Origin of the sequence: Flavipsychrobacter stenotrophus (assembly GCF_002954265.1) — a bacterium.
GTDB lineage: Bacteria > Bacteroidota > Bacteroidia > Chitinophagales > Chitinophagaceae > Flavipsychrobacter > Flavipsychrobacter stenotrophus.
On the sequence record NZ_PPSL01000004.1, the window covers coordinates 164657 to 177936 of the forward strand.

General features: G+C 42.9%; 9 protein-coding genes. 4 read left to right on the forward strand and 5 right to left on the reverse strand.

The window, feature by feature from the left end:
* Positions 1 to 60: 60 nt before the first annotated feature.
* Both CJD36_RS15145 and CJD36_RS15150 read right to left on the reverse strand, forming a co-directional pair.
* The gene (locus CJD36_RS15145; protein WP_105040041.1) at positions 61 to 4848 is read right to left on the reverse strand and encodes a translocation/assembly module TamB domain-containing protein; all 4788 of its coding nucleotides are present in this window, start codon (positions 4846 to 4848) and stop codon (positions 61 to 63) included.
* Positions 4849 to 5000: 152 nt separating this feature from the next.
* Positions 5001 to 5594, reverse strand: a complete 594-nt coding sequence (locus CJD36_RS15150) for a hypothetical protein (RefSeq protein WP_105040042.1) — start codon at positions 5592 to 5594, stop codon at positions 5001 to 5003.
* Between the two features lie 93 nt (positions 5595 to 5687).
* On the opposite strand from CJD36_RS15150, the gene CJD36_RS15155 reads away from it, so the two are divergent.
* Positions 5688 to 7802: a prolyl oligopeptidase family serine peptidase gene (locus CJD36_RS15155; RefSeq protein ID WP_105040043.1), complete on the forward strand. Its 2115-nt coding sequence runs from the start codon at positions 5688 to 5690 to the stop codon at positions 7800 to 7802.
* A gap of 56 nt (positions 7803 to 7858) precedes the next feature.
* On the opposite strand, the gene CJD36_RS15160 is transcribed toward CJD36_RS15155, so the two are convergent.
* Positions 7859 to 9616 carry a hypothetical protein gene (locus CJD36_RS15160; RefSeq protein ID WP_105040044.1) on the reverse strand — a complete coding sequence of 586 codons (1758 nt, stop codon included), beginning with the start codon at positions 9614 to 9616 and terminating at the stop codon, positions 7859 to 7861.
* A gap of 183 nt (positions 9617 to 9799) precedes the next feature.
* Here CJD36_RS15160 and CJD36_RS15165 point away from each other — a divergent pair, with 183 nt between their 5' ends.
* The 3 genes from CJD36_RS15165 (at position 9800) to CJD36_RS15175 (ending at position 11590) form a co-directional block, all read left to right on the forward strand.
* The gene (locus CJD36_RS15165) at positions 9800 to 10312 is read left to right on the forward strand and encodes a GNAT family N-acetyltransferase (protein WP_105040045.1); all 513 of its coding nucleotides are present in this window, start codon (positions 9800 to 9802) and stop codon (positions 10310 to 10312) included.
* Positions 10313 to 10399: 87 nt separating this feature from the next.
* The gene (gene fsa, locus CJD36_RS15170) at positions 10400 to 11053 is read left to right on the forward strand and encodes a fructose-6-phosphate aldolase (RefSeq protein WP_105040046.1); all 654 of its coding nucleotides are present in this window, start codon (positions 10400 to 10402) and stop codon (positions 11051 to 11053) included.
* 87 nt (positions 11054 to 11140) lie between these two features.
* Positions 11141 to 11590, forward strand: a complete 450-nt coding sequence (locus CJD36_RS15175; protein ID WP_105040047.1) for a cytochrome d ubiquinol oxidase subunit II — start codon at positions 11141 to 11143, stop codon at positions 11588 to 11590.
* Here the strand turns inward: CJD36_RS15175 and CJD36_RS15180 are convergent.
* Entirely contained in the window at positions 11556 to 12275 is a 720-nt protein-coding gene (locus CJD36_RS15180) for a tRNA1(Val) (adenine(37)-N6)-methyltransferase (protein ID WP_105040048.1), read from the reverse strand. The two genes, CJD36_RS15175 and CJD36_RS15180, sit on opposite strands and share 35 nt — an antisense overlap.
* Positions 12266 to 13276, reverse strand: coding sequence for a tRNA (adenosine(37)-N6)-threonylcarbamoyltransferase complex transferase subunit TsaD (tsaD, locus tag CJD36_RS15185; RefSeq protein WP_105040049.1), 1011 nt, complete (start codon positions 13274 to 13276; stop codon positions 12266 to 12268). The genes CJD36_RS15180 and tsaD overlap by 10 nt, the downstream gene beginning before the upstream one ends.
* Positions 13277 to 13280: the final 4 nt, after the last annotated feature.

The window sequence follows — 13280 nt, forward strand, 5'->3', positions numbered from 1 at the left end:
GTTGTCAAATCTTTGAATATGAAGATTACTACACCTCGCACTTTTAAGTTATTACTTTTTTTACTGCCCCTTCTCTATGATCACCTGCGTTTTATCGGCGCTATCATCTTCATACTGCTTCTTCAGCATCTCTTCTCTTTTCTTTGCAGCTACAGCACTGCTCTGGAAGATCTCACTAAATTTATCAAACGATTTTCTCCAGCTGATACCTGCACCACCACGCGTTATATCCTTGTCTTGTATCACGTCGTAGTCGCTGGTGCGGAATGCATTCAGGCGTAACCCGGTAGAACTCGGAAGTATGTATTGTATTCTGAAATCGCCCGTTATGTTGAAACTGGATGTGGTGCTTGCGCTGGCCGGCCTTCCCCAGTCTGATGTTGTGCCCACTTCAACCAATAGGTTTTCATTCAGGAACGGATGGCTCAGCCCAAGTTTTACTGTATTACGGTTTATTCCGGTGGTTCCAGGTGTCTGGTCCGTAAAGCTGTAGTTATTATACTTCACATCCACGTTCAGCTTATTGTCACCTATCAGTTTTGATACAAGGTTGGTCAGTCCCAAAGACGCAGTACTGGAAACCAGTTGGCTTAGGTTACTTATAGCTGCTGTGCCAGCCGAAGATCCACTCACCAGCCCTTCCGATGGTATAAATGTACCTATCAACAATAATGATCCTACCTGCTCCAGCTTCTGTCTGTCATCCTGGTTAATGCGGAAAAATTTAGTCTGCGCATAGGTGCCTATAGAGTGTTTCTCAGGCAGGTCCAGGTCAAAGGTAAGTATGGGACTATTAAGTGTGCCCTTCATATGCAGCAGTACGTTCACCACCTGTGGCGCTTTGGCATCGGCCTTCTCCGCGTCAGACATTATCGATGATGCACTCGTTATTTCAGAAGGGCTCAGCAGATCGTACAGCCTGGCTTTCTTAGAGTAAGTTGCATTTACGTCCATCGCTGTTTCAAAGAATGGACCGGTAAAGCGTATTACACTACCTTGATCTAATATAAACTGCCTGCGATATTCCAGGTTCTTAAAGGTAAAGTCATAGGTGCCCTGGTTTATGGTATAGGTACCTGTTATGCGCATGTCGTTACTAGGCGGCATTGTCAGCTGTATATTGCCATTTCCCCTTGCCGTTATCGCATCACCCGCTGCGGGGTCCAGTACAATAGTCATCTCTGCCAGCTCATTCAAGTTTGCATCAATAGCCAAGTCCAGTTTAAAACGATTAGAGCGCTTTACAGGAGTCTGATTTTTGCCATAGTTCTTGAAAGTAACAAAGCTATAGGTGCTGATGCTTCCTGCCGTACTTACAGGTATGAAAATACGTGACTTGGCAGCCGGTGCGGCATTATAGGCATGCAGCCTTATGTAGTTGAACGGTCCACGTATGGTGAATGAGTCCATGCCGGCGATCACATTGCCATAGAACATATTGTTGTCATTGGCGGTCAGCTTCATTACCTCCAGTTTCTCCGTTGCAACGGTGAGGTGCATCTTCATGTCATAAAACAAATTATGAGAGAAGTAACCTGTGAGGTAGGCCGGGTTATTATAGGCATCAAACACCTCTACTTTACCAAAGCTTATTCTATGATTGTCTACCTTTACTGTGGCCGAAGGGATAGTGTAGGAGCAGCCCATATAGTCCACCTTCATTGCACCATTCTCTAATTGCACTTTCCCGTCAATGATGGGCTCATAAGATGTTCCTCTGAAACTCAGGCTGCCATTTACCACGCCACCCATATTACTGAAGATGTCTACGAGGAAGGGTGACACCCACTTAACCTGCGCATTGTTGAATGCTACATAACCATCCAGCTTCTGGTTGGTGGTACTATCGAACGATATATTTCCCGACGCTACAATAGACGAGTTGTTACGGTAGATACCAGTCTGCGGATCAAGGTTAATTAGTTTTTTAGCACCGTCGTAACTGCCTATAAGATTTATTGTGCCTACGGTGTCTGCGCCAAATTTCACATCAGTACCCTTCAGGTTAGCTGCAACATATAACTGTCTGAAAATTTTATTGATCGTTATCGAGCCGTTTAACCTGCCGTCAGGCTGATAGACGGATAGCCCCGCCCAATACCCAAACTGACCTAGGTCCAGGTTCTCCGTATTGATCACCAGCGATTGGTCATCTGGTAAGAGAATAGTATTGGTCGTAATTTTTTGAACACCCGAAGTCAACACTATATTTTCTACCTGCAGGAACTTAGAACTGTACGAAACTTTACTGCCACCTGCAATATCCCACTTAGCCCTGTTAAGGAAAAACTGCGACGGAAGTATGGATAGGAACAATGAATCTTTACGTGCCAGTATCTGCCCGTTCAGTGTTATGGCAGTGCTGGAATCCGGAGCCGTAGTGGCCACGGTGAAATTCAATGAATCATTCGCCAGTGTTGTGGTCAGACTCAGTGAACTATTGATCAGGCTGTCGCCAATGGCTACATTCTGTATGTTAGTGCTCAGTGCAATATGGTCAAGGTTGCCATCCCCGTTAATAGAAATGTTGCTCATGTGAAATCTGCCAATACTACCACTGGGTATGGCCACATTCAGTGTTAGTTTTTGTGCTGTAGTATTGAACGAGCCAGATAGGGTGGCCGTGTCGAATCCCGTTACACCATCAAGTGTTACCGCCAGTAAGCTGTCAATATTTTTAGTGGTGATGGTAAATGCCAGGTTCTGATCGGGTGGGAACTTAACCGGCGCGTTAATGTAGTTAGGTATATATTTCGACAGGTAATATTGTACAGATAAAGGCAGTTTGGTTAGCTGGTAATCTCCCGTAATACTGGCGGTGGCAACATTACTTTGCAGGGTTAGTTCCTTGTGTCCATCACTGGTTATTGCGGAGTTCAGGTAAATAGAATCCACGGCCACCTTATGCGCATTGCGCTTCAGGTCAATATTGTACAGCCGTGCATAACCAAAGAAATTGTCAATGTTGCTGCCGGTGCAGTTGAGGTCAAAGTCAGCAGATGTCGTTACAGAATCACCGGTAAGATTAAGTGCCTTCAGGTTGCTATACAGCAGGTGTGCCGAAGCATTGATCTTTATATTTTTTATTTCGTTATAGTCAAATCCGCCATCAAATTCAAGCGCCAGGTTGGGGTCATCCACTAACAGCGAACCTACAAACTGCTTCTTTCCGAGCGTACCATGAGTGGTTATATTATGGTAGGCATATTTGTTTGCGTTGAACTCGCTTATCGTTCCATCCAGCGTTATCTGTGCATTCTCTGCATCAAATGATACGCCCGATACCTTTTCATTGCAGGTAATGCTACCCAGCAGATCTTCCTGTCGAAGTATCATACCCACTTCAAGTTTGTCAGTAGCTATAGTTCCGGTGTAGGTAGCCTTGCCGGGGTTAAATTCCGGGATATTCATTCTTACATCGGCCTTCATAGAACCAAGGTTCGATGTGATCTCCCCTTTAACAGTAAAATTGTCTATATACCCTTCATACCTGCCCTTAAAATAGGCATGTGTCAGTTGTTTAAAAGAGAGATTTGGATTATCAATAAGTTGTGGTGCATACTTCACTATGCCTGCATTGTTGGTGTAAACCTCAGCATTGGTAAATTTGATGTAGGTATTATAGATGTCCGGCAGACCCTTCATGGTCATGTCACCTTTAGCCACATTGTTGCCGTCGCTTACCACCAGGTGGCTGCCGTTCAGGTTAGCTACGGTACCCCAGCCATCACCACTGGCTTGCAGTATGGCGGGAATGTTTTTCATCTCCGGTGCAAAGAATGCAATATCACGGGTGTCTATGGTCGAATTTCTCAGGTGCCCTACCATGCTCACGCTGTCTATGTAGTCAAGGAAGTTTGGGAACCTATGATAATGCATTGCATAGTAGTTCCTTATCTTACTATGGTTGGTCTCCAGGTACAGTTCATCACATATGCTGGCCACCGGCGATACCGTTATCTTACTGCGCAGGTCTTTTATAATTACGCCACACCGCTCATGTGCATACAGACTTAGTGCATTACCTTTTATGGTGTCACCTATTATACTCACATCCGTAACCGTCGTGCTGATCTTTGTAATGTCCAGGTGGTCCTCGTCAAACAGATCTGGCACAGGCACTTTATTATTGCCGGTCAGTTTAAATGCACATTCTTCAAGTGCTATCTTATTTACTTTTATCGACCACTTGTCGGGGTTGAATGGAGTAGTGTCAACAGGCTCAACATAGTCTGCTGGTCTTATTCTTTTAGGCTTGCCTGCCGGATATTCATTGATAGATATCAGCATGTTCTTTATGTTGATATCTTTTACGTCCAGTAATCGCTTCTTAAAATCAAGGCTCCGGGCATCCAGAGTAAGCGAGTCAAAATCGAAATCAAGATCTTCACCGCCCCATGAGTCATCCATATGGAACCGCACATTGGTCAGAGCCACTTTTTGCAGGTCAAATTCAAATTTCTTACCTGTGTCAGTTTTTGAAGTGGTGTCGTTGGTCTCAAAAGCTTTCGCTATAAAATCATAGTTCCAGTCTTTTGATATTGCCGTGCGATAAAGGTGTGCATAGGCATTGTGCAGCTCCAGGTTACGCAACACAGGTTTATCAATAAACAGAAACCAGTCTGTCAGAGATACCGTGGCTTCCCCGGCGTACAAAAGGGTGTCATGTGCCTGATCTTCTATATAAAGTCCGTTAAGGGATAAATGATTGCGCAGATCTATGCTCACATGCTGCACCGCCACCTTGGTCTTTAGTTTCTGTGAAAGCCAGTTCGCTGCCCTGTGGGCAATATAATTCTGTACGGGAGTTGTATTGATCAATACTACCGCAAGAACAATAATAGCCATCAATAGGAGAATGGTATTACGAAATATTTTCAGAAACCTTTTCAGTACTTATATGCACGTTTGATTTACATAGTACAAATATAGAGCCAGACTATCAACTAATGAAGTTTTGAGCCGCCTCTAACCATTATAAATAACATCCATTTTACAGATCAGAGGTGCTGAAGTTTCTTTTTTAGAATGTTTTGTATCACTTTCCTGCCAAATTCATCATTGAATTTTACATTAGATACCTCAAATTCAGCTATTCGTAATGTAGGGTTCAAACCATGCAATGTTGGCAACAGATCACTAAAGCAGTCCCGGTAGGCTCGTTGAGCGGTCCTTCCTCCTATAAAATTAAAGTCGTCAGTCGTTTTCTTTGCTCTGTACTTATTTGCCTTCAACTGGTTGGCCTGGCAGTAATTCTGCCAATCGGTAATTGAATAGTTAAGCTGAAGATCCGGAGGGTAATGTTTATAGGTATAGAATCGAGCAGTACTGAAATGTTGTATTTCGTCAAATTCGAAAAACATGTTGTATTTCCCGCCAAAGTAAGCGTCAGGATGCAATTTTCTGATTGAATTTAATTCCGGTTTACCCTTCAAAGAAGTGAATATGCTGCTTATATTCTTAAAATACGCTTTAAAATGTTCGGGTTTATGCTGATTAATAAACCAGTCATAGGTTTGTTCCGGGTTGAATTTTTCTTCGAGCACATCGCTCACAATTTGAGTAATAAGTATTTGTCTGTCCGTTTTAGCCATAATTTTTATTTTAATACTGATAATATAGTGGTTGTAGGAATGTCTCAATTAATACCTTTACCCTGCAAACAATATTAAAACCAATTAAAGATAATGAAATCACGCACACTCTGTACCTCATTATTATTAACCGTTATGGCAGCAAATGCTCAGCAGAAAACAATAAAATACCCGGATACTAAAAAGGGTACTCAAACCGATGTCTATTTTGGTACATCGGTTAGCGACCCTTATCGTTGGTTGGAAGATGACCGGGCAGAAGATACCAAAGCATGGGTGATAGAGCAGAATAAGGTAACCAACAGCTATCTTAGTCAGATTCCCTTCAGAGATGCAATTAAGAAACGCCTTACTGAGCTATGGAATTATGAAAAGTATACCGCTCCTTTTAAAGAGGGTGCATATACCTATTTCTATAAAAACAATGGCCTTCAAAACCAGTATGTGCTGTATCGCCAGAAGGGCAATGGCACTCCAGAAGTATTCCTCGATCCTAATAAATTCTCTGACGATGGCACCGCGTCTTTGCAGGGCATTGAATTTACTAAAGATGGTTCTTTCGCCGCCTGCCAGATGTCCGAAGGCGGTTCGGACTGGAGAAAAGTATTCGTAATGGATACAAAGACCATGAAGATTGTCGATGATACGCTTCGTGACGTAAAGTTCAGCGGATTATCTTGGTTGGGTAATGATGGTTTTTATTACAGCAGCTATGACAAGCCTAAGGGTAGCGAATTATCTGCCAAAACAGAAATGCATAAGCTTTACTACCACAAGCTGGGTACACCACAAAGTAGCGATAAGCTGATATTCGGAGGCGAAAGTATGGTGCGCCGCTACATTGGTGCAGGTGTTACAGAGGACCAGAAATTTTTGATCATATCTGCCTCTAATGCTACCTATGGCAATGAGCTATACATACAGAGTCTTGCAACACCAAATGCACCAATAAAGGCAATAGTTACAGGCTTTGATTATGAGCAGAGCGTAGCTTACAATGAAGGCAATACGCTGTTCATTGAGACCAACCAGGGAGCTCCAAACCACAGGCTGGTAAAGGTCGATGCCGGGGATCCAACGCCATCAAAGTGGGTAGATGTCATTAAGGAAACAAAGTTCCCATTGAGCGTAAGTACATGCGGTGGCAAATTCTTCGCTCACTATCTCAAAGATGCTGTTTCAGAAGTGATTCAGTATGACACTAAGGGTAATAAGGAGCATGTTATCAAATTGCCGGGACTCGGCACTGCAAGCGGATTTGGCGGTAAGATAGATGAGCACGAGACTTACTATACTTACACATCTTACATCTATCCTTCTACTATCTTTAAGTATGATATCACTAAGGGTACTTCTACTGTTTACAAACAGTCCAACGTAAAATTCGATCCTACTAAGTATGAGAGCAAGCAGGTATTTTACACTTCCAAAGACGGTACAAAAGTGCCTATGATCATGACCTGGAAAAAGGGCATGAAACAGAATGGTAAGAACCCGACAATGCTTTATGGTTATGGCGGTTTCAACATCAGCCTGAGCCCTTCTTTTAGCGTAAGTAACCTCGCATTCCTTGAGAACGGTGGTATCTACTGTGTGGCCAATCTGCGTGGCGGTGGCGAGTATGGCGATGTATGGCACATTGCAGGCACCAAGATGAGTAAGCAGAATGTATTCAATGACTTCATCGCTGCCGGTGAATACCTCATCAAAGAGAAATACACATCGTCAGACTACCTGGCTATTTCCGGTGGTTCCAATGGTGGTCTCTTGGTAGGTGCATCACTTACCCAGCGCCCCGATCTGTTTAAAGTTTGCTTCCCTGCGGTTGGTGTGTTAGATATGCTTCGTTACAATAAATTTACTGCGGGTGCAGGTTGGGCTTATGACTACGGTACTGCCGAAGACAGTAAGGAAATGTTCGACTACCTGCTTAAGTATTCCCCTGTTCACAATGCGAAGGCCGGAACTTGTTATCCCGCTACTATGGTGCTTACCGGAGATCATGATGACAGGGTAGTGCCGGCACACTCATTCAAGTTTGGATCAGCACTACAGGCTGCACAGAGTTGCGATAAACCTGTATTGATCCGCATAGAAACCAAAGCCGGCCATGGTGCGGGTAAGCCTACAGACATGGTCATTGCCGAGCAAGCCGACAAATGGGCATTTATGCTTTGGAATATGGGATTGACTTATAAGATGCCATAATTTCAGTCGATACTTATAAAATAGCAAACGGGTGGCATTGCCACCCGTTTGCTATTTTACTTTTTCTTCCCAAATATCTTCCTCAAAAACCCTTTCTTCTTTTCCGGTGTTTCTGCCTTTACTGCTCCCTTTACATTCTCAACCAGTTCGGGGCTGCGAAGAGCTGTATTCTTGGCACCCATAAATACATTCTTCCAGATAAGGCTGAAAAAGCCTTTATAGGGATCCCTTTTAATAGAAGTCGTTATCTGCCTTACTTCTTTACCCGGCATAGGGTTTGATGGATACAGTGCCAGCGTATTGGCAAGGAATGATAACGCACCCTTTCCTTTTTTATCGGTTTTATTATCCTCATTCATTTTCAGAAAGGTGATGTTCAGGTCATTATACAGCATCGTGAACTTCCCCTTCCCATAATCCTCGTTTCCTTCCACGTGCATATCCAGTTTATTCAAGTGGAAACTGCTTACTTCTGTAAGCGCCAGCGCCTTTGCCGGTTGATTCACATCTGCCGCGTCTACGTTTATAGCAGTGCCATCAACAGTGAAATAACCTTTTTTATCAGATAGTAGCAGCATGAAGGTGGCAGCAATATCGCCATGATCCATGTATTTCCCTTTTAGCTTTATAAAGCATTTGTCATTTTTAGCTACAAGGGTATCAATGTTGGTTATGTTGTTCATGGTGCCACTTACCTGCTCAAACCTTATCACGCCTTCTTTATGAGTCGTCGCACTCATTTCGGTATACTTAAAGTGGCCATTGGTCAGTTGCATGGTCCGTATATCCAGGGGAAGTCCAATTTTGGTCAGCAGCTGGTGAGGATAGTTGCCGACTTTACTTTTGGTATTAGGAGCATATAGCCTGCTGAAGTAAATCTCCAGCGACGGGTCAGCTATTTGCATGGTGTCGGCATGCAATGCCCCCCCCCCGTTGAGCAGCGCCTTCCAGTTAAGTCCTGCTATTTTTATGGAAGGGAAGAACAAGTCATATATATCCTTCTGTTGCCCTGCTTGCTTGTAGAAATTCTCCTTACTTCCAGTTATATGTATAAATACCTTTCTTAGGTCAATGCTCTTTCCTGCAGTTGAAAATGCCAGTCCCGCTGCACCTATGCCATACGGGCTGCCCCTCTTTACATAATTAAAACTGTCCAGTGCTATTTCTGCATTGCGGGCAAAAAAGAAAGTACTTGTATCCAGGCCCTTACCAGGTTCCAGTTTCCAGTCAGACAACAGTATTTTTCCTCCTTTTATCCAAAGGGAATAGTCGCTGGTGTCACTGACATAATGGTAGGTAACTGTTGGGTTCAGGACATCTATCTTACCCGCCGAGATCAATTCGATTGATGCCTTTTTTGTGCTTGTATCTTTTCCCTTCAGGCTGTCCAGTGGTTTTGGTGAGCCATCTATCAATATCGTGGGCGAGTTTATAATTATATACTTACAATCAAATGAACTGTTAGATGCAAGATTCTCCCATTCTATTCCTGCAATATGTATTTCAGTGATGGCTACAGATAATAGTTTTGCAGGGAGTCTGTTGTTTTGCTTCAAAAAGTCACGTCTTGACGAATCGGGTGCAAAGCGCACATTCTTTAACGTAACCGTTCTGGTCAATACGTTTATACTAATGTCCTCTAGTGATACATTGTATAAGCTATCTGTATTTTTTGTAACAATGGATGGTAATTGCTGCCTGATGATATTCTTATAATGGTAAGACACCCAAAACGAAAATATGCCTATCGCTGCAAGCAATATGCCTGTTATCCATAGGCCTATATGTAGGCTTTTTCGTTTATTTTTTAACATTGCTAACTGCTTTAAAATTTCATGCCAACAGGACATTGTTCAATGATGCCGGTAAATGACAACATATTCTTTGCACTACTGACTGATCTGGATAATAGTGTTTTCGTCATTTTAACAACCTTTAACTATAGTTCGGTCAATTACAGTTCCTAAAACAATAGCTTTGTTTCAGAAAAATCATAAATGCCGGAAATAGAAATTACTGAGATACACGCGAACCTCTTATCTAAATATAAGGCGTTCATGCGTGAAGGGTTAATAAAAGACGAAGAACACTTTGGTATTACTCCTCATGACGACGAAAATGCTGTATTCCCTACAGAAGGAAAGGAAGATAGCTTTACGCTTGCTGCTTACTCAGGCGATAATCTGGCGGGGGTAGTTAGCTTTCGTCGCGATGGTAAAGATAGGGAGAAGCTTCGCCACAAGGGCGATCTTTTCAGAATGTATGTAAGCCGGAGGTTCCGGGGTAAGGGAATATCGAGTCTTTTAATAGAGCATCTTCTGGAGCGGGTAAAACAACTAAAAGATATTGAGCAGATCACTTTGTTTGTAATTGCGGAAAATACGGTTGCCCGCAGCTTGTATGAAAAATATGGTTTCAAAACATATGGTGTAGAACCTAATGCAATAAAATGGAAAGGGAAATATTTTGGTAAGGAACTGATGGTGAGAATGATGGTTGAAGATAAATAATTCATCGAATTGATTTCTTTTTAACTAAATCAATTAGAGAATAGGTAAATGATTTTTCTACCTTTGCGCTCATAAAAAGCACTTGTCATGAAATTTTTTATAGATACGGCTAATCTTGACCAGATCAGGGAAGCAAATGAACTGGGAATATTAGATGGTGTAACCACCAACCCTACGCTGATGGCCAAAGAAGGCATCAAGGGTACTGAAGCCATTGCAAAGCATTATCTGACTATCTGCGAAATGGTAGATGGTCCGGTTAGCGCTGAAGTTTTGGGCACAACATTCGAAGGAATGGTGGAAGAAGGTAAGAAGCTCGCTGCTATTCACAAGAATATAGTGGTTAAGATTCCAATGACCAAAGACGGTATCAAGGCTATCAAGTGGTTTACTGATAATGATATCCAGACAAACTGCACACTAGTGTTTTCAGCAGGCCAGGCTATACTTGCTGCAAAGGCGGGTGCTACTTATGTATCTCCTTTCATTGGCCGTATCGACGATAGCAGCTGGGATGGTGTTCAGTTGATAGAGCAGATCGTTAAGATCTACATGGCACAGGGTTTCATGACTGAAGTTCTTGCTGCTTCTATCCGCACTCCATTACACATTGTACGCTGTGCAGAAGCCGGTGCTGATGTTTGCACTTGCCCGCTGCCTTCTATACTTGGTTTATTAAAGCATCCGCTTACCGATCTTGGACTGGCTCAGTTCCTCAATGACGCTAAGTCAATGCAATAATTAGATAAAAATTGATATTCCCGGCTGTTTTCAGCCGGGAATATTTTTTATTATATAGCCTGTTTCTTATCTAATCTCAACACATTCATGGGTGCCAAACGTACTATTCCTTTCCTGCTGCTTTTAGCCGGCCTTTCGGCGGTATCGGGTTTTCTTATGTCTAATATGTCATGGATAGGAAGAATTGGTATCAACCTTATACACAAAGAATACAAGTTTCTCAAAGTATGGTGGCAAGGTGCTCTGGCTGTATATGTGGCTTTACTGGTGCTGTTTGTTGTTCAATATATTATTCAGAAACGCACTCATTTTGTTGTGGGTAAGCTACTGCACGTTTTATGTTTTGCCGCTGCTATCGGTGGTCTCTACTTTACATTCAGCGATTTTTCTAATGACATTACCCATCGCATGCTTCGCGATGTATTTCATGTTGGGGCCTATCTCTTTTGGGTGGGGTGGATGCTGATCTCTATTTTCTTTTTGGCTATAAGAAGGGCTGTAATTACAAATTCAGATAGTATGGAGCCAACAGCGTAGTAAATATTTCAGTATAACTACTGTTGTTTTCTTGAATGACAAGTGTCTGTGATCGTAGTGTCTCAGGTGGCGTATTGCTAATGATGATCACTTTTCTTTTTACAGTTGCATTATCCCTGTGTTTTACAGAGAGTGTGTTTACAACATGCCAACCGCTACCGATCACAAGTTCTTCCCATATACTTGCTTCAGGCACAGGTAGCAATATTGATGCTGTTCCGTTGTCGGCAAGAAGAGCCTTTATGGCGTCGAATAGATTTTCATAGCTAAGCGTTACTGTATGTCTTGCTTTATTCTTAGCTTCTTTGCCGCTCAGCAAACTATTATTAAAGAATGGCGGGTTACAGATGATCAGGTCATATTTATTGTCTGTCTGGAATTTGTTTATGTCGCAGGTCAATACATTTATTCTATCTGCCCATGGCGATGCTGCGATATTTACCTGTGCCTGGCGTGCAGCATCAATGTCTATCTCTGCAGCATCTATGATTACATCTTTGCTTTTCTGGGCGATCATCAGGCTCAGTAGCCCTGTTCCTGTGCCAATATCCAGTACGCGCTTTACGTTGTTGGTTACTGGTGTCCAGGCCCCCTGCATGCAGGCATCTGTTGTTACTTTCATCGCACACCCTTCCTGCGAGATGCGAAATTGTTTGAAGTCGAAATATGAATTACCTACCCCCATGTTGCTCGCGCGCTTGGACTCACCGACAGGTCGGTAAAATCACCTTTCAGGAATTTATAATAGCCTGTTATGCCTATCATGGCGGCATTGTCGGTGCAATATTCAAATTTCGGTATGTATACCTTCCAGCCGTTCTTTTCTCCGGCCTCCAGTAGCGCTTTTCTTAGTCCGCTGTTGGCAGACACTCCGCCTGCTATGCCTACGTGCTTGATGTTCTGGGCTTTGGCAGCCTTTGTTAGCTTGTTTATGAGCATCTTAACAATAGTGTATTGAGCTGATGCACAGATGTCATTTAGATTTTTCTCGGCAAAATCAGGATCTAGTTTTCTTTCTTTTTGCAGGAAGTAGAGAATAGATGTCTTCACTCCGCTGAAACTAAAGTTGTATTCAGGCATTTCGCTCAGCGGGAACTTAAACCTCAACGGATCGCCAAGTTTTGCATACTTATCTACTAATGGTCCGCCGGGGTAGGGAAGTCCCAGCATTTTAGCTACTTTGTCAAAAGCTTCTCCTGCCGCATCGTCTATCGTTTCACCCATTATTTCCATATTCAGGTAGTCTTTGCACAATACTATCTGCGTATGCCCGCCCGAAACGGTAAGACACATGAAAGGAAATGGTGGTTGTTCATCTATAAAATGGGCCAGTACATGAGCCTGCATATGATGAACCGCAATTAGCGGCAAGTTTCTTGCCTGCGCAAATGCCTTCGCAAAACATGCTCCTACCAGCAGGGAGCCAATTAAACCCGGGGCTTGGGTGAATGCCAATGCTGTTATTTCTTCATTAACTATTCCGGCGTCTTTTATTGCTGCATCGACTACAGGAATGATATTTTGCATATGCGCTCTCGATGCCAGTTCCGGAACTACTCCTCCGTATCGTTCGTGTACATGTTGCGTTGCTATGTGATTACTTAATACCTTGCCATTTTGTATAATAGCAGCGCTGGTTTCGTCGCATGACGACTCAATAGCTAGTATGTTTGTTATTTTTTGCATTTGT